The organism is Streptomyces sp. NPDC085927, assembly GCF_044540975.1.
GTDB classification, from domain to species: domain Bacteria; phylum Actinomycetota; class Actinomycetes; order Streptomycetales; family Streptomycetaceae; genus Streptomyces; species Streptomyces hirsutus.
The window spans coordinates 171,841-191,563 of sequence record NZ_JBITSN010000009.1; the positions used below are offsets into that span (position 1 = coordinate 171,841).

Sequence of the window (19,723 nt, forward strand, 5' to 3'; positions counted from 1 at the left end):
AGCGTCATATGAGCGTCAAGAGCCCCGACGGCCAGGCATCGCGCAGCCTCTCCTACCCGTCACTCCAGCACAAACCCGCAGGTGAGAGGGGTCCGAAGAGCTCGACCTGCTGGATACCGCGAAACAGGTCGAGACCCGCCGGCGCTACTACTAAAACGCAGGTCAGGAGCCCTTCGCGGCCGGTTCAAGGATGGCAACGCACTCCACATGGTGCGTCATCGGGAACAAGTCGAACGCCCGCAGCGTCCGCACCCGGTACCCCCCGTCCCGGAAGTACGCCAGGTCCCGCGCCAGCGCGGCCGGGTCGCACGCCACGTACGCGATCTTCCGCGCACCCAGTGACGACAGGTGCTCCACCGTCTTGCGTCCCGCGCCCGCGCGCGGCGGGTCCAGGACGATCAGGTCGACCTCGGTGATGCCCGTGCGGGGCAGGACGGAGTCGACCTTGCCCTGTTCGATGCGGACGCGGGGGAAGTCGGCGAGGTTGTGCCGGGCGTCCTCGACGGCGCGCTTGCCGGACTCGATGCCGAGGACCGCTCCCGCGTCGCCGACCCGGTCGGCGAGGGCGCCCGCGAACAGGCCGACGCCGCAGTACAGGTCGAGGGCCATGTCGCCCTTGCGGGGCAGGAGGCCCTGCATGACCGCGGTGACCAGGGTGTCCGCCGACTGCGGGTGGACCTGCCAGAAGCCGCCGTTGGCGACCCGGTGGGTGCGGCCGTCCGCCCGTTCGCGGACGAAGGGGCGGCCGTGGACGCGGTGGACCTGGCCGTTGCGTTCGTCGATGCGCAGGACGGAGACCGGGCGGTCGAGTTCCACCAGGGGCAGGCGTGCGCCCGGCTTCGGGGTCAGGACGACCTGGCGGTCCTGGGAGCCCGTCGCGGCGATCGCCTCGACGGAGTCCATGCCCGTCCAGTCCCGCTTCTCGATGCCGAGTTCGCTGACGCCCTCCGCGGCGATCATGCAGTGGTCGATCGGCTCGACCTCGTGCGAGCGGTGGCGGCGCAGGCCCGCACGGCCGTCGGCGGTCACCGCGTACTGCACGCGCGTACGCCACGACGGGACCTGACCGGCGGGGAGCTTGTCGCCCTCGGCGGGCACGACGGTGCCGTCCCAGCCGGCCTCCTCGGGCGTGAGCCCGGCGAGCCGCTGGAGCTGCTCGGCGACGACCTCGCCCTTGAGCCGGCGCTGCGCTCCCGGCTTGGCGTGCTGCCAGTCGCAGCCTCCGCAGCGGCCGGGCCCGGCGTACGGGCAGGGGGTGTCGATACGGTCCTTGGAGGCGTCCAGCACCGTCACCGCGTCCGCGCGCAGGAAGCGGGCGCCCTCCTCGCCCTCGGTCACCCGCGCGACGACCCGCTCGCCGGGCAGCGCGTGCCGGACGAACAGCACCTGGCCCTCGGACGTACGGGCGATGCAGTGGCCGCCGTGGGCGACGGGGCCGACCTCGACCTCGTACTCCTCCCCCACCAGCGATTTCTTCGGTTCTGCCTGCATGGCGGGGTGACTCCACAACTTGGGGGGCGAAGGGGCGGGCGACGGCCCGCGACAACAGCCGTCCAGTCTACGTGTGCGGGGAGGAGTCCTTCGACCGCTCCGCCGGACCGCGGCGCACCGCGCCCGGCACCGCCCAGTTCTGCCGCTTGCGGGCACGCCGCCTGGCCGCCTCGGACGACTGCAGCTGGTACGGCACCGAGGTCACCATCACGCCCGGTGTGAACAGCAGTCGGGCCTTCAGCCGCAGCGCGCTCTGATTGTGCAGCAGCTGTTCGTACCAGTGACCGACCACGTACTCGGGGATGATCACGGACACCACGTCCCGCGGGGACTCCTTGCGCAGGTTCTTGACGTACTCGATGACCGGCCGGGTGACCTCGCGGTACGGGGAGTCCAGCACCTTCAGGGGCACCTCGATGCCGCGCCGCTCCCATTCCGCGTGCAGCTCCCGGGTCTCCGCGGCGTCGACGTTGACGCTGAGCGCCTCGAGGCTGTCGGAGCGCATCAGCTTGGCGTAGGCGAGGGCGCGCAGTGTGGGGCGGTGGATCCTGGAGACCAGGACGATCGAGTGGACGCGGGAGGGGCGCACCATGTCGCCGTTGGGGCCCTCGGGGGCGGCGACCTCCTCGGCGACGCGGTCGTAGTGCCTGCGGATCACCGTCATCAGCGCGTAGAAGACGCCCATGCCGAGCAGCGCGACCCAGGCGCCGTGGGTGAACTTGGAGATGAGCACGACGACCAGCACCAGGCCGGTGAAGAAGGCACCGAAGGCGTTGATGGCCCGGGAGCGGATCATGCGGCGGCGCGCGGCCTGCTGTTTCTCGGTGGCCAGCAGGCGGTTCCAGTGCCGGACCATGCCGGTCTGGCTGAGGGTGAAGGACACGAACACGCCGACGATGTAGAGCTGGATCAGGCGCGTGGTGCTGGCGTCGTACGCCCATACCAGCAGGATGGCGGCGCCGGCGAGCAGCACGATGCCGTTGGAGAAGGCGAGCCGGTCCCCGCGGGTGTGCAGCTGGCGCGGGAGGTAGCGGTCCTGGGCGAGTATCGACGCGAGCAGCGGGAAGCCGTTGTAGGCGGTGTTGGCGGCGAGGAACAGCACCAGCGCGGTGGCCGCGGCCAGGACGAGGAACAGCAGGCTGCCCTCGCCGAACACGGCCTCGGCGACCTGCGAGATCACCGGGTGCTGCACGTAGTCCGGGCCGAGCGGGACGCCGTCGTGGAACAGTTCCGTGGCGGGTTTCTCGGCCATGCGGACGTCGGTCGCTCTGGCCAGGGCGATGATGCCGCAGAACATGGTGATGGCGAGCAGGCCCATCATCGCGAGCGTGGTGGCCGCGTTCTTGGACTTGGGCTTGCGGAAGGCCGGTACGCCGTTGGAGATCGCCTCGACGCCGGTGAGGGCGGCACAGCCGGAGGAGAAGGCGCGCAGCAGGAGGAAGACCAGGGCGAAGCCCGCCAGGCCCGGGTGTTCGGGGCTGATCTCGTAGTCCGCCGTCGGTGCCCGCATCTCGTCGCCGAGCACCACCGAGCGGAAGGTGCCCCACGCGATCATGGTGAACACACCTGCGACGAACACGTAGGTCGGGATCGCGAAGAGGGTGCCCGACTCCCGCACGCCCCGCAGGTTCATCAGCGTCAGCAGCACGATCACGGCGATCGCGCAGGCCACCTTGTGCTCGACGACGAACGGGATCGCCGAGCCCAGGTTCTCGATGCCGGCGGAGATCGACACGGCCACGGTGAGGACGTAGTCCACGAGCAGGGCGCTGGCGACCGTCCGGCCCGCCCGGGCGCCGAGGTTGGTGGTCGCCACCTCGTAGGCGCCGCCGCCGCTGGGGTAGGCATGCACGTTCTGGCGGTAGGAGGCGACCACGGTGGTCATCAGTACGACGACCGCGAGCGCGATCCAGGGGCTGAAGTGGTAGGCCGACAGACCCGCGACGGAGAGGACGAGCAGGACCTCACCGGGCGCGTACGCCACGGAGGACAGCGGGTCGGATGCGAAGACGGGGAGTGCGACACGCTTGGGCAGAAGCGTTTCGCCCAGCCGGTCGCTGCGCAACGCGCGCCCGATGAGAATGCGTTTGGGCACGTCGGTCAGTTTGGACACAACAGTGGATCGTAGGCCTTCGCGCACGGGGCGACCCACCCGCCACCCAGATCCATACGGCTTCCCTACGGCACGCGTGTCACCGCCGTGGTGCGGGCGTACGCCCTCTGCTCTCCGGGTGAAATCCCGGGGTGGTGGCGCTGCGGATTCTGTGCTGCGCACCAGTTCCATGCCTATATGACTGGGCCGCTGTCCGTCGCGGCCGGGCCGCCCCTATCCGTCGTCCGGGGCGGCTGGTCCGGACGGGTGGCCGCGCCCCCGTCCGTTCGGACCAGCCGCCCCGTGGAGGTTCCCATGCACGCGACCGCAGAACTGATCGGCGCCCTCGCCGCGCTGCTCGGACTCGGGGTCCTGACCCTGGCGAGCGTGCGCAGCATCACCCGCCGCTGACCGTCTCCCGGTGCGGATACGTTGGGCCCGGGTGTCCGGACGCGGCGGTCGGCCCCCGGAGGGTACCGGGGTCCCGCCGTCCCGGCATGATGTTGCCCGGTGGCCCGTACTCGGGCCGCCACGGGTTGCCCGGCGAGCCGAAAGAGAGACATGAGCACGATGGTCATGAAGGTCGACGGGCCTGCAGGAAGCGCGGTGTGACGCGATGCATATTGTGATCATGGGGTGCGGGCGGGTGGGTTCCGCCCTGGCCCAGACCCTGGAGGGGCAGGGGCACACGGTCGCCGTCATCGACCGGGACCCCACCTCCTTCCGCCGGCTGGGCTCCTCGTTCAGCGGCCGCCGGGTCACCGGGATCGGCTTCGACCAGGACACCCTGCGCGAGGCCGGTATCGAGGACGCGGGTGCCTTCGCCGCCGTCTCCAGCGGGGACAACTCCAACATCATCGCCGCGCGGGTGGCCCGCGAGATGTTCGGCATCGAGAACGTCGCCGCCCGCATCTACGACCCCCGCCGCGCGGAGGTCTACCAGCGCCTGGGCATCCCCACCGTGGCGACGGTCCGCTGGACGGCCGACCAGATGCTGCGCAGGCTGCTCCCGTCGGGCGCCGAGCCGCTGTGGCGCGATCCGACCGGCGGTGTGCAGCTCGCCGAGGTGCACACCTCGCAGGCCTGGGTGGGGCACCGGATCAGCAGGCTGCAGGACCAGACCGGCGTCCGCGTGGCCTTCCTCACCCGGCTCGGCGAGGCGATCCTGCCCAGCTCCCAGACGGTGCTGCAGGAGGGGGACCTGGTGCACGTGATGATGCGCACGGACGAGATCGACCGGGTCGAGGCGGCGTTCGCCAAGGGCCCCGAAGAGGAAGGCGGTCAGTGATGAGGGTCGCCATTGCCGGAGCCGGCGCGGTGGGTCGCTCGATCGCGGGCGAACTGCTGGAGAACGGGCACGAGGTCCTGCTCATCGACAAGGCGCCGACCGCGATCTCGGTCGAGCGCGTTCCGCAGGCCGAGTGGCTGCTCGCCGACGCCTGTGAGATCACGTCCCTGGACGAGGCGGCGCTCCAGCGCTGCAACGTCGTCATCGCCGCGACCGGCGACGACAAGGTCAACCTGGTCGTCTCCCTGCTGGCCAAGACGGAGTACGGCGTTCCGCGCGTGGTGTCCCGGGTGAACAACCCCAAGAACGAGTGGCTGTTCAACGAGTCCTGGGGCGTGGACGTGGCCGTCTCCACCCCGCGCCTGATGTCGGCCCTGGTCGAGGAGGCGGTCAGCGTCGGCGACCTGGTCCGGCTGCTGCGCTTCAGCCACGGGGACGCCAACCTGGTCGAGCTGACCCTGCCCGAGGAGTCGGCGCTGGCCGGTACCCAGGTCGGCGACGTCCAGTGGCCCCAGGACACCTCGCTGGTCACGATCATCCGGGGCACGCGCGTCCTCACCCCGACCCGGGAGGACTCCCTGGAGGCGGGCGACGAACTCCTCTTCGTGGCCGCCCAGGCCCGCGAGGAGCAGCTGGAAGACCTCCTGTCGGTCCGCAGGACCGACACCGCGCGCTGACACCGGCCCGGTGGCGGTGGTACGTGAGTGGGGGGGGGGGGGGGGGGGGGGGGCGCGCCCCCCCCCCCCCCCCCCCCCACTCACGTACTCACGTGCCGAACGAGGTGACTCAGGGCCGGCGGTGCCGGCCCGTCGTCGTGGCCTCGCCGTCCTCCGCGTGCTGCGCCTTCTCCTGCTCGCGCGCGGCCTTGCGCTCCTCCTCGGCGCGCTCCTCCGCCTCCATCTCCGCGAACACGTCGATCGGCGGCGGCGCCTTCGCCAGGAAGACCCACGTCAGGTACACCGCGAGCAGGAACGGCGGGATCTTCAGCGCGACCAGGACCCAGCCCAGCTGGGTCGTGTCCGCCCACCAGTACAGCGGGAACAGGATCGCGCTCTTGCCGAGCAGGATCAGTCCCCAGGCCCAACTGGCCTTGGTGTAAGCCTTCTTGCGGCCCGGGTTGCGGGTGCGCCAGGAGAGGTTCTCCCTGAAGATCGGGCCCAGCATCAGGCCGATCAGCGGGACACCGGCCATCGCGGTGATGATGTACGCCAGGGCCAGGCCCGTGGTGTAGAGCATGCCCGGCAGGTAGAAGTCCTTGGCGTTGCCGGTCATCATCGCGAAGACCACGCCGAAGCCGACGCCGAAGACGCCGCTGAAGGCGTGCTTGACGGTGTCCTTCCGCGCCAGCCGGACCACGACCATCGCCAGCGACACGGCGAGTGCCGCGATCGCCGCCATGTGCAGGTTCTTGTTGATCGTGTAGATGCTGACGAACAGGAGACCGGGCAGCACCGTCTCGACCATGCCCCGCACCCCGCCGAACGCCTCGAACAGGGCGGCCTCGGTCACCGCCCTGGCGTCGTCCGCGGATGTGTCTTCGGTTGTCGGCTTGTCGAGCGACGTCACCGGCTACTCCCGTCCGAGGGGTCTCAGTTCGTATTTCGGGTTGAACAGCACCCGGCGGCCTCTGCTCAAGGAGATCCTGCCCGATGCGATCAGTCTGCGCCCCGGTTCTATCCCGATGATGGAGCGTCGGCCGAGCCACACCACGTCCAGCGCGGCGGAGCCGTCGAACAGTTCGGCCTCCAGGGCCGGGACTCCCGCGCGGGGCCGCAGCGTGACCGTGCGCAAGGTACCAGTAACCGTCACTATCTGCCGGTCCTGGCAGTCACCTATCCGCGTACAGCCGGCGGTGTCGGCGTCCTCACGCAGCTCCTCGGACTCCAGGTCCTCCTGCGACGAGGAGAGCCGGTCGAGCATGCGCCGGAACCGGCCCGCCGGTTTCTCCGAGCGAGGAACAGCACCCATACGTGAAGCGTACCGGGGCGCCCCGAGGGTTACGTACCCGCTGCCCGCCCGGCCCGAACCGGCCGCTCCCGGCCGCACGCGCCCACCGCACGCACGGCACCCCACCGCACGCGCGGCAGGCACCGGATGCGCGGCAGGCACCCGCGCGGCGCGCCGCGGGCGGTCGCTCACCGCTCGAAGCGGTAGCCCATGCCCGGCTCGGTGATGAAGTGCTTCGGATGGGCCGGGTCGGCCTCCAGCTTGCGGCGCAGCTGTGCCATGTACACGCGCAGGTAGTTCGTCTCCGTCCCGTACGACGGCCCCCAGACCTCCCGGAGCAGCTGCTTCTGCGCCACGAGCCGGCCGCCGTTGCGTACGAGCACCTCCAGCAGATGCCATTCGGTGGGGGTCAGCCGTACGTCCTTGCCGTCGCGGTGCACCTTCTTCGCGGCCAGGTCGACGGTGAACCCGTCGGTCTCCACCACCAGGTCGTCCTCGTCCTCGCCGGAGGGCTCGGCGCGGCGCACGGCGGCCCGCAGCCTGGCCAGCAGTTCGTCCATGCCGAAGGGCTTGGTGACGTAGTCGTCGGCTCCCGCGTCGAGTGCCTGGACCTTCTCGTCGGAGGCGTGCCGGGCGGACAGCACCAGGATCGGCACCCGGGTCCAGCCGCGCAGGCTCCGGATCACCTCGACGCCGTCCATGTCGGGCAGGCCCAGGTCCAGGACGACCACGTCGGGGTGGCGGGCGGCGGCCAGGCGGAGGGCGTCGGCGCCGTCGTGGGCGGAGTCGACCTCGTACGAGCGGGCCTTGAGGTTGATCACGAGGGCGCGCACGATCGCCGGTTCGTCGTCGACCACCAGCACACGGGTCATGAGGAGTGCCTTTCCGGTTCTGCGGGGCGAACGGGCCCCGATTCTGCTGGGCGGACGGGCTGCGGGCCCGCGGGACCCGCGGGCGCCGGGCGGGTCGCCGTGGGGGCCCTCGCCCCGGCCGTCGCTTCCGTCGCCGACGTCTCCGCCGTCGCCGCCGTTGCCGCCGCACGGAGGGTCAGTGTCATGGTGAGGCCGCCGCCCGGGGTGTCGTCGGCGTTCAGGGAGCCGCCCATGGCCTCGGTGAAACCGCGCGCCACCGCCAGGCCGAGGCCCACCCCGGCCCCGCGCGGGGCGTCGCCGTAGCGCTGGAAAGGCTCGAATATGCGGTCCTTCGCGTCGTCGGGGACGCCGGGGCCGCGGTCGACCACCCGTACCTCGACCCGGTCGGCGAGCGCACTGGCGGCCACCAGGACGGGGGTACCGGCGGGAGCGTACTTGACGGCGTTCTCGATCAGGTTGGCCATCGCCCGCTCCAGCAGCCCGGGGTCGACGGCGACCATGGGAAGGGTCTCCGGGATGTCCAGGGTGACGCTTCCCTCGGGCACCCCGCCGAGCGCCATGGGCGCCACCTCGTCCAGGTCGACCTCGCGGATCAGCGGGGTGACCGTGCCGGTGTGCAGGCGGGACATGTCGAGCAGGTTGCCCACCAGGTGGTCCAGGCGGTCGGCGCCGCCCTCGATGCCCTCGAGCAGCTCGGCCCGGTCCTCGGGCGACCAGTCGACGTCCTCGGCGCGCAGTGAGGAGACCGCCGCCTTGATCCCGGCCAGCGGGGTGCGCAGGTCGTGGCTGACGGCGGCCAGCAGGGCGGTGCGGATGCGGTTGCCCTCGGCGAGGGTGCGCGCCCGGTCGGCCTCGGCGCGCAGCCGGCGGCGGTCCAGGGCGACGGCGGCCTGGGCGGCGAAGGCGCCCAGCACCCGGCGGTCCTCGGCGGGCAGGACCCGGCCGGTCAGTACGAGCGCCATGTGGTCCCCCACCGGAACGTCCACGTCGGCGTCGTCGGGCCGTTCGAGGGCCGGTCCGGTGCCGGTCCGTCCGGCGCAGGTCCACGGCTCGACGTCGCCCGCGCGTTCCAGCAGCGCCGCCGACTCCATGCCGAACGTCTCGCGGACCCGTTCCAGCAGCTCCTCCAGGCCGGTCTCGCCGCGCAGCACGTTGCCGGCGAGGAACGACAGGATCTCCGACTCGGCGCGCAGCCGGGCCGCCTGGTGCGTGCGGCGGGCGGCGAGGTCGACGACGGACGCCACCGCCGCGCCGACGGCGACGAAGATCACGATGGCGATGATGTTCTTCGGGTCGGAGACCGACCAGCGGTGCAGGGGCGGCGTGTAGAAGTAGTTCAGCAGCAGCGAGCCGAACGCCGCCGAGGCCAGGGCCGGCCGGAGCCCGCCGAGCAGCGCCGCGGCCACGGTCAGCGCCAGGAACAGCAGCATGTCGTTGGCCAGGCCCGGATCGAAGGCGCTGAGCAGCACGGCCAGCACCGCGGGGCCCGCCACTCCGACCGCCCAGCCCCACGCCACCCGCGACCGCCCCAGCCGGGCGCCCCGGGCCACCGGCAGTCCGCGTCCCTTGGCGATCGCCTCGTGGGTCACGATGTGCACGTCCAGGTCGGGACCGGAGTCCCGCGCGACGGTCGCTCCGACGCCGGGGCCGAAGACGTACTGCCACGTCTTGCGGCGCGAGGAGCCCAGCACGACCTGGGTGGCGTTCGCCGCGCGCGCGAAGGCGAGCAGGGCGGCCGGAATGTCGTCCCCGACCACGTGGTGGAAGGTGCCGCCCAGGCTTTCCACCAGGGTCCGCTGCTCGGCCAGTTCACCGGGCGAGGCGGCGGTGAGACCGTCCCCGCGGGCGATGTAGACCGCGAGCACCTCGCCCCCCGCGCCCTTCTCGGCCAGCCGCGCGGCACGGCGGATCAGGGTGCGGCCCTCGGGACCGCCGGTCAGGCCGACCACGATCCGTTCGCGCGACCCCCAGATCGCCGAGACGTCGTGCTCGCTGCGGTACCGCTGGAGGTACTCGTCGACCCGGTCGGCCACCCACAGCAGCGCGAGTTCCCTGAGTGCGGTGAGGTTGCCGGGACGGAAGTAGTTCGACAGGGCCGCGTCGACCTTGTCCGGCTGGTAGACGTTGCCGTGCGCCATCCGGCGGCGGAGCGCCTCGGGCGTCATGTCGACCAGCTCCGTCTGGTCGGCCCGCCGCACCACCTCGTCCGGTACGGTCTCCTGCTGCCGGACGCCGGTGATCGACTCCACGACGTCGCCGAGGGACTCCAGGTGCTGGATGTTGAGGGTCGACAGCACGTCGATCCCGGCGGCCAGCAGCTCCTCCACGTCCTGCCAGCGCTTCGCGTTGCGCGAGCCGGGCACGTTGGTGTGGGCGAGTTCGTCGACGAGGACCACTTGGGGGCGGCGGGCGAGGACGGCGTCGAGGTCCATCTCGGGGAGGACGGCGCCGCGGTACTCCAGCTCCCGGCGCGGTATCTGTTCCAGGCCCTCCAGGAGTGCCCTGGTACGCGGCCGGTCGTAGTGCTCGACGAACCCGACCACGCAGTCGGTGCCCCGCTCGACACGGCGCTGCGCCTCGGACAGCATCGCGTACGTCTTGCCGACGCCCGGTGCCGCGCCGAGGTGGATCCGAAGTCTGCCGCGTCCCATGCCCTCATTGTCTTCCGGTTCCGGACAGCGCGGTCCCCGGTCACCGGTCCACCGCTGTCTGCGCGGAGTCGACCCTACGTTCGTCCGGGGCGGCCGAAGGCGGCGGCCGGGGTGCGGGACGCGTCCTTGACGGAACCCTGACGGGCTTGACGGGACCCCGAGGGGCGGCTGCGGGCGGGCCGTCGGAGTTCCCTCGGGAAGTCCGCCCACGACGGCGGGGCCGCGCCCGGTGGGGACGCTGTCGGTCGACAGCGTCCCGGTCCGGGTGCGGCCCCGCCGTCGTGGCTGCGAAGCGTTACGCGATCAGCGGACCTCGGTGATCTCCGGTCCGCGCGCCAGCTGTCCCATGCCGCCCGCGAAGCGGGAGCCCTCGGAGGCCTCCTCCTGCTGCACGCCCTCGGGGACCATCTGCGCGTCGTCGGGCAGCTTCAGGACGATCGGGTCACGCGGCGCCATCGGGCCTTCCCCGCGCACCACGACCGTGTCCCGGAAGATCTGCTCCAGCAGCCCGGCTGCCTGCGGCTGCACCGCGCCCTGACCCGAGATCACCCCGCGCAGGAACCAGCGCGGGCCGTCCACGCCGACGAACCGGACGACCTGGAAGCCGCCCGTGCCGTCCGGCAGCTGCACCGGCACCTGGGCCCGCAGCTCCCAGCCCAGCGGGCCCTCGACCTCGTCGATGACGCCGCCCTGCTGGGTGATGCCGGTCGCGATCTCCTCGCGGACCTCGCCCCAGATGCCCTCACGCTTGGGGGCCGCGAAGCCCTGCAGCTGGATGGCGCTGTCGCGCAGCACGACGGTGGCCGCGACGATCGCGTCGCCGGCGACCTCGACCCGCAGCTCCATGCCGTCCACTCCGGGCACGAACAGACCGCCCAGGTCGACCCTGCCCTCGCCGGGCTCCCTCACCTCGGAGCTGTCCCAGGGCCCGTCGGGCCGCGGCGCCGGCTCCAGCCTCAGCCGCTCGCCCTCACCGCCCGCCTCCGTGTCGACACCGTCGACGACCTGCTCGGCCTCGCCGGCCGCGTCCTCGGCGGCATCCCTCTTCTTGCGACGTCCGAACACGTCACTGTCCTTCCCGGTCGGATACGACCGAAGCGTATCGATTCCCACCCGCTGTGCCGCCGACGGCGGCCTGAACGCTTGTGCCGCTCTTACCTTCCACCGCGGCGTGGCCGCCGGTGGATCCGAAGCCCCCCTCGGCCCGTACCGAGCGGGGCAGTTCCGCGACCGGCACGAAACGGACCCGCTCGACCTGCTGGACGACCAGTTGGGCAATCCGGTCGAAGCGCTCGAACCGCACGGCCTCGCGCGGGTCGAGATTCACCACGATCACCTTGATCTCCCCACGGTACCCGGCATCAACCGTCCCCGGGGCATTCACCAGGGCGACGCCGCAGCGCGCGGCCAGTCCGGATCGCGGGTGCACGAAGGCCGCGTACCCCTCCGGCAGGGCCACAGACACTCCGGTGGGCAGAACGGCCCGTTCCCCGGGTGCGAGCTCGCACGCCTCGGTGGTCCGCAGGTCGGCACCCGCGTCACCGGGGTGCTCGTACGCCGGAAGCGGCACGTCCGGGTCGACGCGCCGGATCAGCACCTCGAGCCGGCCCTCAGGACGCGCGTCGTCCCGGGGTCCGGTCACGGGTTCACCTCGAAGGCGCGGGTGCGACGGAACTGGTCCGGGTCGTCCATGGCCGCCTGGATCTCCTCCTCGCGGCCGTGGTCGACGAAGTGGTCGATCTTGACCTCGATGAACAGCGCGCTGGCGCGGACCGCGACCGGGCCGTCGGGGCCGCCGATGCGTCCGGTCGCGGTGGAGTAGATCTTCCGGCCGGCCACCGCGGTCACCTCCGCCTCCAGGTGGAGGGTGGCGTCGACCGGCACGGGCTGGACGTAGTCGGTCTCGAGCCTGCCGGTCACGGCGATCGTGCGCAGCAGCCAGCTCAGCGCGCCGAGCGTCTCGTCCAGGGCACTAGCGAGCACCCCGCCGTGCGCGAGACCCGGGGCGCCCTGGTGGGCGGGGCGCACGGTGAACACGGCGGTGACCGACACGCCTTCGCCGGCCCGCGCCTCGATGTGCAGCCCGTGGGGCTGTTCGCCGCCGCAGCCGAAGCACTGGTCGTAGTGCGCGCCGAGCAGCTCGCCGGGTGCGGGAGCATCCGGGTGGCGCACCGGCGGCACGGCGTCGGCGGGGGGATGAAGAGTTGAGGAAGTACCACTCACAGGCGCAGACCTTACCGCCCTCCCGTCACCCGCCACCGCCCTGCTCGACAGCGCTTGGCGCCGACCGCCTCGACTCGCCCGTCACCCACCACCGCCCTGCCTGACCGCACTTCACGCCGGCCGCCCTGGCTGCGGCCCTGTGCCGGCACCGTGCCAAGCTTGGATCCATGCAGCTCTCCGCCCTGCCCTACGAAGAACGCCTGACCGCTCCCCGCTCCTGGTGGCTGATCTCCTTGCTCGCGGGTGTCTCGATGGCGCTGATCGTGCTGCCGTTGGGGGTCCTGCCGATGCTCGGCGGCCTGGCCGGCGGTACCGCGGCGGCCGCGGTGGTGGCCAGCGCGTACGGCTCGGTGCGGATCCGCGTCGTGGGCGGCATGCTGATCGCCGGTGAGGCGAAGATCCCGGTGTCGGCGCTGGGCGCGATGGAGGTCCTGGACGCGGAGGAGGCTCGCGCCTGGCGCACCCACCGGGCGGACCCGCGCTGCTTCATGCTGCTGCGGGCCTACGTGCCGGGGGCGCTGCGGGTGGAGATCACCGACCCGGAGGACCCGACGCCGTACGCCTTCCTGTCGACGCGCGAGCCGGAACGGCTGGCGGAGGCCCTGCGGGCGGCGAAGACCGCCGCGTAGTACGGCGGGGAACACCCGGGCGAACGGTCGCCCGGGGAGAGATCAGGGAGCCCGGCGAGCTCCCTCGCCCACTGATCCGGTGTTCCCGCTGCGCCGCCGTTCCCGCTGAGCCGTGTCCGGAGCAGTTGGATCAGTCTCTCTCGGGACCGTCGCTCCCGTCCGGGTGGCCGTCGCCGCCGAGTGCCTTGCGGAGGGCCCCGCCGGTGAGCTTGTCCATCTCCAGGGCGTCGGCCGGGGTCTCGAGGGCGGGGAGGGCGGGCAATGCCTCCCAGGGCACCTGGATCTTGCGGAGGTCGGTCCGGATGTGGGTGGCGAGCTTCCTGGTGTCCCGGCGGTTCATGACCGCGCCGACGGCGGCTCCCACCAGGAACGGCATCAGGTTCGGCAGGTTGCGGACGGTGCGCTTCATGATCCGCTGGCGCAGTTCGCGCTTCATGCGGCTGTTCAGCGCCGCGCTCACGGTCGAGGGCTTGGCCGCCTCGATCCCGCGCTCCTGGGACCAGGAGTTCAGGTACACGGTGCTGCGCTGCCCGAGGTTGCCGGACGGGCGTACGCCGTAGACCTCGTGGAGTTCGGCGATCAGTTTGAGTTCGATCGCCGCGACGCCGGTGATCTCGGCGGCCAGCTCCGCCGGCATCGCGGGAGGCACCGGCATCGTCGCCGCCGCGCCCACGCCGGCCCCGACCGTCGCCGTGGCCCTGGAGGCGCCCGCCACGAGCTTCTCCGCGAGTTCCTCCGGACCGAGCCCGGGGAACTGCCTGCGCAGCGTCTCCAGGTCCCGTACGGGCACCCGCGGGGCGAGTTCGATGATCCGGTCCGCGAGGTACGCCAGGCCCGCACGTGCGCGGGTGCCGCCCTTCTGGGCGCCTTCCCTGGCCTTGTCCCGGAACGCCGCGGCACGTCTGCGGGCCACCGGGGCGGTCGCGGTGACCTCCACGGGTACCGGGAGGTCACCCCGGTCCGCTGCGGGTCCGAGCGAGGCCGCCCCGGTATCGGTTGAGCCTCGCTCGTGGTCACGCGTGTCGCGCCGGGGGCCGTCCTGCGGCCCCGAGTCCGCTTTCCTCGAGAGGAAGCGGCGCTTCCGAGGAGGGGTCGAGCCAGTCACGGCCGACCCGCCCTCAGTCGCAGTCGCGGCAGATCGGCTGGCCGTTCTTCTCCCGGGCCAGCTGGCTGCGGTGGTGCACCAGGAAGCAGCTCATGCAGGTGAACTCGTCCTGCTGCTTGGGCAGGACCCGGACGGCCAGCTCTTCGTTCGACAGGTCCGCGCCGGGCAGCTCGAGGCCTTCCGCGGCCTCGAACTCATCGACGTCCACGGCCGAGGCCGACTTGTCGTTGCGGCGGGCCTTCAGCTCTTCAAGACTGTCCGAGTCGACGTCGTCGTCGGTCTTGCGTGGAGTGTCGTAATCGGTTGCCATGGTCGCTCTCCCCCTCTGGGTGTATGCGGTCTCTTCAGCGCACGTAACGCGCGAGAGGCCGGACTTGTGCCCGACCCGAGGCGGAGATTTTGCCTCACATCAAGGTCTGTTACTCAATCGACACCCAACCGAACCCCTCGCGAGTGATCGGCTTGGATGGCGATGGGGACCGTACACGGTCCGAACGCGGCACTTCAAAGCCGCCTCACCGTGTACTTCCCGTAATCGAAGCCCCTGAAAACCGGGATGTACCCGGCCTTCCGGGGACTTCATGATCACGGAGTGTCGACGGGCCGAACATCCCCCCTGTGATCGATCCCACAGGGGAACACCGGAGAGGTCCTCCGGAGATTCCGCCCAAAGCGAACACCCCGTCGTGTCGGCGACATGATGTCAGATCGGCAGAGTGACTCGCATCACGAGCCCGCCGCCCTCACGCGGCTGGGCATAGATGTGCCCGCCGTGCGCCCGCGCCACCGACCGGACGATGGAGAGCCCCAGGCCGACCCCCTTGTCACTGCCCGTCCGCTCGGTGCGCAGCCGCCGGAAGGGCTCGAACAGATTGTCGATCTCGTACGCCGGCACCACCGGGCCCGTGTTGGACACCACCAGGACCGCCTGCCCGTGCTCGACGTCGGTGGTGACCTCCACCCATCCCCCCTCGGCCACGTTGTAGCGCACGGCGTTCTGGACCAGGTTCAGGGCGATCCGCTCCAGCAGGACGCCGTTGCCCCGGACGACTGCCGGCTTCTGCACTCCGCGGATCTCCACACCCTTGGCCTGCGCCTCGGCGTGCACCTGGTCGATGGCCTGGGAGGCCACCTCCGCGAGGTCCACCGGCTTGCGTTCGACGATCTGGTTGTCGCTGCGGGCGAGCAGCAGCAGGCCCTCCACCAGCTGCTCGCTGCGCTCGTTGGTGGCCAGCAGCGTCTTGCCGAGCTGCTGGAGCTCGACCGGCGCGTTCGGGTCGGAGAGGTGCACCTCGAGCAGCGTGCGATTGATCGCCAGCGGGGTGCGCAGCTCGTGCGAGGCGTTGCCGACGAAGCGCTGCTGGGCGGTGAAGGCCCGCTGCAGCCGCTCCAGCATGTCGTCGAAGGTGTCGGCCAGCTCCTTGAGCTCGTCGTCCGGGCCGTCCAGCTCGATCCGGCGGGACAGGTCGGAGCCCGCCACCGCGCGCGCGGTGCGGGTGATCCGGCCCAGCGGCGACAGGACGCGGCCGGCCATGGCGTACCCGAAGGCGAAGGCGATGACCGCGAGGCCGAGCAGGGTCAGGAGCGAGCGGCTGAGCAGGTTGTCCAGGGCGTGCTGGCGCTGCTCGTTGGCACAGGCGTTCAGCGCGGCGTTCAGCTCGTCGGCGGGCAGCCGCGCGCTGCGCAGCTGGCAGGTGTCGCTGGACACCTCCCCGGACAGGATCCGGAAGGGCAGGTCGCTGCCCACGTTCAGCGCGTTCGCGGCGAGCAGGTAGATGATCGACAGCAGCAGGATCCCGGCGATCAGGAACATGCCGCCGTAGAGCAGGGTGAGCCGTATCCGGATGGTCGGGCGCAGCCAGGGGAAGGGCGGTACGGGCCTGCGGGGGTCCCAGGTGGGCTTCGGAGGTGCCGGCGGGGACGGCGGTGTGGGGGTGGGGGTGGTGGCCACGGGATCAGATCCGGTAGCCCGAGCCGGGCACGGTCACGATGACCGGCGGCTCGCCCAGTTTGCGGCGCAGGGTCATGACGGTCACCCGCACCACGTTGGTGAACGGGTCCGTGTTCTCGTCCCATGCCTTCTCGAGGAGCTGTTCGGCCGAGACGACGGCGCCCTCGCTGCGCATGAGCACCTCCAGGACGGCGAACTCCTTGGGCGCGAGCTGGACCTCCTTGCCGTCGCGGAACACCTCGCGGCGGTTGGGGTCGAGCTTGATCCCGGCGCGCTCCAGGACCGGCGGCAGCGGCACGCTGGTGCGCCGTCCCAGGGCGCGCACGCGCGCGATGAGCTCGCTGAACGCGAAGGGCTTGGGCAGATAGTCGTCGGCGCCGATCTCCAGGCCCTCGACACGGTCGCTGACGTCGCCGGAGGCCGTGAGCATCAGCACGCGCGTGGGCATGCCGAGTTCGACGATCCTGCGGCACACGTCGTCGCCGTGCACGAGGGGGAGATCACGGTCGAGGACGACCACGTCGTAGTCGTTGACGCCGATGCGCTCGAGGGCGGCCGCACCGTCGTACACGACGTCGACGGCCATGGCCTCCCGGCGCAGTCCGGTGGCCACCGCATCGGCGAGCAGTTGCTCGTCCTCGACGACGAGTACGCGCACGTCGCTTGTCCTTCCTACGTCCTGCCGGGCAGCGCTCCGGAGCGCACGCGCGCAGGGTCCTGGTGAGTGTGTTGCCTCCATCCTGCCCTTTTCGGCCGTAAGTCGGCGGTAAGCCGGGGAACGGGCGGGCGACGGAGGGCCGGGGGCGGGCGGCGGACCACGACGGAGGCCACCGGACCGGGAAGCGGGCGGCGGCGGACCGGCGCGGGTCCGGCGAACGGGCGGTGGCGCGGGGGCGGAGGGCCGGGGAACGCCCCGGGGAACGGAAGGGGAATACGAGATTTTCTCGGCCGGTTAGGTTTCCGCGGAAGGGAGCTTGGGGAGGACGGGTTTTACATCCCGCGATCACGCTCTGCTTGCACCGCGCCACCATGCGGTGTGCTTCGGTCCGTTTCCCGCAGGGCGGACCCGGATGTCCGAAGCCGTAGCCCCCCGGCCGAGCGGCGCCGGTCATCCACCGGAGACGTGATCGTCCCTTTCCCGACCGGCACACCCCCGTGCCATCGACCCACGACCCAGGACGAGGGGGCGCAGCATGGACGCTTTCACCGCAGGACTTCTGCAGCGCATAAGGACGACCGAGTCCGATCTGTCCCGGGCCCGCGACGAGGGCGATGATTTCCTCGTCGAGGTGGAGCAGGGCGAGCTCGACGACCTGCGCCGGCTCGCCGCCGAGCACGGTGTGGAGGTCGGCGCGGCCCGCGTCTGATCAGCCCGTTGCCATGAGCTCGACATGACTCGACAGGAGCGGGCCCCGGCGAATCCAGCGCCGGGGCCCGCTCCGTCGTTCTCAGGGATTTCCCGGGTCTCCGGGTCTCCGGGTCTCCGGGACCGTCGTCCCGGCCGTCCGTCAGTCGTGCCAGGCGCCGAAGTCCTCCAGCAGCCGCTGGAGGGGCTCGAAGACGCCGGGGGTGGCCGCGACCGCGAGGTCCCACGAGGGACGCTCACCGGGCCGTCCACCGGTCAGCGCGCCCGCCTCCCGGGCGATCAGGTCCCCCGCGGCCAGGTCCCAGGGGTGCAGCCCGCGCTCGTAGTAGCCGTCGAGCCGGCCGCAGGCCAGGTCGCAGAGGTCGACCGCGGCCGAGCCGCCGCGCCGGATGTCCCGCAGGAGCGGGATCAGGCGTTGCGCGACGGCGGCCTGGTGGGTGCGGACCCCGGTGACGTAGTTGAAGCCGGTCGAGACCAGTGCCCGGTCCAGGGGCGGCGACGGGCGGCAGGTCAGCGTGCGCTCGCCCTCCCACGCGCCGGTGGCCCGTGCCCCGCCGCCGCGGACCGCGTGATACGTCTCACCCCGCATCGGGGCGGCGACCACCCCGACGACGGTCTCGCCGTCCTGCTCGGCGGCGATGGAGACGGCCCACGTGGGCAGCCCGTACAGGTAGTTGACCGTGCCGTCGAGCGGGTCGATCACCCAGCGGACGCCGCTGGTGCCCCCGGTCGAGCCGCCCTCCTCGCCGAGGACGCCGTCGTCGGGCCGGTGCTCGGCGATCAGCCCGGTGATCAGCTTCTCGGCCGCGATGTCCATCTCGGTGACGACGTCGATCGGGCTGGACTTGGTCGCGGCGACCTCGAGGTCGGCCGGGCGGCCGTCCCGCAGCAGCTCACCCGCGCGGCGTGCCGCTTCGCGGGCCAGCTGCAGCAGTTCCGCGTGCAGGGGGTCGGTCACGGCGCTCCTCAGGCGTAGGGGCTGTCGGCACCCGCGGCGGCGGGACGCGGGGCACGGGCCGGACAGCAGCCCACCGGGCAGAGGTTGTGGCTCGCGCCGAGTTCGCCCAGGGCGCAGGGGGTGACCTCCTGGCCGCGTTCGGTGGCGGCGCGCTCCACGGCCAGGTCGCGGATCGCGGCGGCGAACCTCGGGTCGGCGCCCACGGTCGCCGAGCGGCGCACCGGCAGCCCCAGTTCCCCGGCCTTGGCCGTGGCCTCGGTGTCGAGGTCGTAGATGACCTCCATGTGGTCGGAGACGAAGCCGATGGGGGCCATGACCACGGCCGGGACGCCGGCCGCGTGCCGCTCCTCGAGGTGGTCGCAGATGTCGGGCTCCAGCCAGGGGATGTGCGGGGCGCCGGAGCGGGACTGGTAGACGAGCTGCCAGGGGTGCTCCACTCCGGTGCGCTCCCGCACGGCGTCGGCGATCAGCCGGGCCACGTCCAGGTGCTGTGCCACGTACGCGCCGCCGTCGCCGTGCTGCTCGACGGGTCCCGAGGTGTCGGCGGAGGCGGTGGGGATCGAGTGGGTGCAGAAGGCGAGGTGCGCGCCCTCGCGCACCTCGTCGGGCAGGTCGGCGAGCGAGCGGACGATCCCGTCGACCATGGGCTCCACGAAGCCGGGGTGGTTGAAGTAGTGCCGCAGCTTGTCGACCCGGGGCAGCTCCAGGCCCTCGGCCTCCAGCGTCGCCAGCGAGTCGGCGAGGTTCTCGCGGTACTGGCGGCAGCCGGAGTACGAGGCGTAGACGCTGGTGGCCAGGACGAGGATGCGGCGGCGGCCGTCGCGGATCATCTCGCGCAGGGTGTCGGTCAGGTAGGGCGCCCAGTTGCGGTTGCCCCAGTAGACCGGGAGGTTCAGGCCGTGGCCGGTGAAGTCCTTGCGCAGGGCGTCCAGCAGGGCGCGGTTCTGTTCGTTGATGGGGCTGACCCCGCCGAACAGGAAGTAGTGCTCCCCGACTTCTTTCAGGCGTTCCTTGGGGATGCCGCGCCCGCGCGTCACGTTCTCCAGGAACGGGACCACGTCGTCCGGGCCTTCGGGGCCACCGAAGGAGAGCAGGAGCAGGGCGTCGTAGGGGGTGGGATCGAGCTCGTCAGGCATGCCTCGATCCTGCC

Annotated in this window: 19 protein-coding genes; 4 read left to right on the plus strand and 15 right to left on the minus strand. The window is 71.9% G+C overall.

Annotated features, from left to right (window positions below):
- Nucleotides 1-162 precede the first annotated feature (162 nt).
- Together ACIF80_RS23740 and ACIF80_RS23745 are read right to left on the minus strand one after the other, a co-directional pair.
- Entirely contained in the window at nucleotides 163-1,491 is a 1,329-nt protein-coding gene (locus ACIF80_RS23740; RefSeq protein WP_399807936.1) for a class I SAM-dependent RNA methyltransferase, read from the minus strand.
- Between the two features lie 67 nt (nucleotides 1,492-1,558).
- Nucleotides 1,559-3,604, minus strand: coding sequence for an APC family permease (locus ACIF80_RS23745; protein ID WP_399807939.1), 2,046 nt, complete (start codon nucleotides 3,602-3,604; stop codon nucleotides 1,559-1,561).
- 595 nt (nucleotides 3,605-4,199) lie between these two features.
- Here ACIF80_RS23745 and ACIF80_RS23750 point away from each other — a divergent pair.
- Both ACIF80_RS23750 and ACIF80_RS23755 read left to right on the plus strand, forming a co-directional pair.
- Nucleotides 4,200-4,871, plus strand: coding sequence for a potassium channel family protein (locus ACIF80_RS23750; RefSeq protein ID WP_399807942.1), 672 nt, complete (start codon nucleotides 4,200-4,202; stop codon nucleotides 4,869-4,871).
- On the plus strand, nucleotides 4,871-5,548 hold the full coding sequence (locus tag ACIF80_RS23755; RefSeq protein ID WP_055608238.1) for a TrkA family potassium uptake protein: 678 nt from the start codon (nucleotides 4,871-4,873) through the stop codon (nucleotides 5,546-5,548). Before ACIF80_RS23750 ends, ACIF80_RS23755 begins: the two co-directional genes overlap by 1 nt.
- 109 nt (nucleotides 5,549-5,657) lie before the next feature.
- On the opposite strand, the gene ACIF80_RS23760 is transcribed toward ACIF80_RS23755, so the two are convergent.
- From ACIF80_RS23760 to ACIF80_RS23790, 7 genes are all read right to left on the minus strand, one after another.
- Nucleotides 5,658-6,437, minus strand: a complete 780-nt coding sequence (locus ACIF80_RS23760) for a DUF3159 domain-containing protein (protein WP_399807945.1) — start codon at nucleotides 6,435-6,437, stop codon at nucleotides 5,658-5,660.
- Between the two features lie 3 nt (nucleotides 6,438-6,440).
- Entirely contained in the window at nucleotides 6,441-6,839 is a 399-nt protein-coding gene (locus ACIF80_RS23765) for an OB-fold nucleic acid binding domain-containing protein (RefSeq protein WP_399807948.1), read from the minus strand.
- 167 nt (nucleotides 6,840-7,006) lie between these two features.
- Nucleotides 7,007-7,690 carry a response regulator gene (locus ACIF80_RS23770; protein WP_399807952.1) on the minus strand — a complete coding sequence of 228 codons (684 nt, stop codon included), beginning with the start codon at nucleotides 7,688-7,690 and terminating at the stop codon, nucleotides 7,007-7,009.
- The gene (locus ACIF80_RS23775) at nucleotides 7,687-10,341 is read right to left on the minus strand and encodes an ATP-binding protein (protein ID WP_399807954.1); all 2,655 of its coding nucleotides are present in this window, start codon (nucleotides 10,339-10,341) and stop codon (nucleotides 7,687-7,689) included. Before ACIF80_RS23775 ends, ACIF80_RS23770 begins: the two co-directional genes overlap by 4 nt.
- A gap of 303 nt (nucleotides 10,342-10,644) precedes the next feature.
- Entirely contained in the window at nucleotides 10,645-11,406 is a 762-nt protein-coding gene (locus ACIF80_RS23780; protein WP_399807957.1) for a DUF3710 domain-containing protein, read from the minus strand.
- A 1-nt stretch (nucleotide 11,407) separates the two neighbouring features.
- Nucleotides 11,408-11,983: a dUTP diphosphatase gene (dut, locus tag ACIF80_RS23785; RefSeq protein WP_399807959.1), complete on the minus strand. Its 576-nt coding sequence runs from the start codon at nucleotides 11,981-11,983 to the stop codon at nucleotides 11,408-11,410.
- On the minus strand, nucleotides 11,980-12,564 hold the full coding sequence (locus ACIF80_RS23790) for a PaaI family thioesterase (protein ID WP_399807962.1): 585 nt from the start codon (nucleotides 12,562-12,564) through the stop codon (nucleotides 11,980-11,982). Before ACIF80_RS23790 ends, dut begins: the two co-directional genes overlap by 4 nt.
- Before the next feature lie 167 nt (nucleotides 12,565-12,731).
- On the opposite strand from ACIF80_RS23790, the gene ACIF80_RS23795 reads away from it, so the two are divergent.
- Entirely contained in the window at nucleotides 12,732-13,193 is a 462-nt protein-coding gene (locus ACIF80_RS23795) for a DUF3093 domain-containing protein (protein ID WP_399807965.1), read from the plus strand.
- Nucleotides 13,194-13,323: 130 nt separating this feature from the next.
- Here ACIF80_RS23795 and ACIF80_RS23800 read toward each other — a convergent pair whose 3' ends face one another.
- From ACIF80_RS23800 to ACIF80_RS23815, 4 genes are all read right to left on the minus strand, one after another.
- Nucleotides 13,324-14,298 (minus strand): hypothetical protein, encoded by a 975-nt coding sequence (locus ACIF80_RS23800; RefSeq protein ID WP_399807968.1) that lies wholly within the window; start codon nucleotides 14,296-14,298, stop codon nucleotides 13,324-13,326.
- 13 nt (nucleotides 14,299-14,311) lie between these two features.
- On the minus strand, nucleotides 14,312-14,608 hold the full coding sequence (locus ACIF80_RS23805) for a DUF4193 domain-containing protein (protein ID WP_003993510.1): 297 nt from the start codon (nucleotides 14,606-14,608) through the stop codon (nucleotides 14,312-14,314).
- Between the two features lie 393 nt (nucleotides 14,609-15,001).
- Nucleotides 15,002-16,249 (minus strand): sensor histidine kinase, encoded by a 1,248-nt coding sequence (locus ACIF80_RS23810; RefSeq protein WP_399807971.1) that lies wholly within the window; start codon nucleotides 16,247-16,249, stop codon nucleotides 15,002-15,004.
- Nucleotides 16,250-16,253: 4 nt separating this feature from the next.
- A complete protein-coding gene (locus tag ACIF80_RS23815; RefSeq protein WP_007387794.1) occupies nucleotides 16,254-16,907 on the minus strand; it encodes a response regulator transcription factor in 654 nt (217 codons plus the stop codon).
- A gap of 535 nt (nucleotides 16,908-17,442) precedes the next feature.
- Between ACIF80_RS23815 and ACIF80_RS23820 the strand changes: the two genes are divergently transcribed.
- Nucleotides 17,443-17,616, plus strand: coding sequence for a hypothetical protein (locus ACIF80_RS23820; RefSeq protein ID WP_399807973.1), 174 nt, complete (start codon nucleotides 17,443-17,445; stop codon nucleotides 17,614-17,616).
- Nucleotides 17,617-17,757: 141 nt separating this feature from the next.
- Here the strand turns inward: ACIF80_RS23820 and ACIF80_RS23825 are convergent, their stop codons facing one another.
- Both ACIF80_RS23825 and ACIF80_RS23830 read right to left on the minus strand, forming a co-directional pair.
- Nucleotides 17,758-18,573 (minus strand): inositol monophosphatase family protein, encoded by an 816-nt coding sequence (locus tag ACIF80_RS23825; protein WP_399807976.1) that lies wholly within the window; start codon nucleotides 18,571-18,573, stop codon nucleotides 17,758-17,760.
- Between the two features lie 8 nt (nucleotides 18,574-18,581).
- The gene (locus ACIF80_RS23830; RefSeq protein ID WP_399807979.1) at nucleotides 18,582-19,709 is read right to left on the minus strand and encodes a ferrochelatase; all 1,128 of its coding nucleotides are present in this window, start codon (nucleotides 19,707-19,709) and stop codon (nucleotides 18,582-18,584) included.
- Between the last annotated feature and the right edge of the window lie 14 nt (nucleotides 19,710-19,723).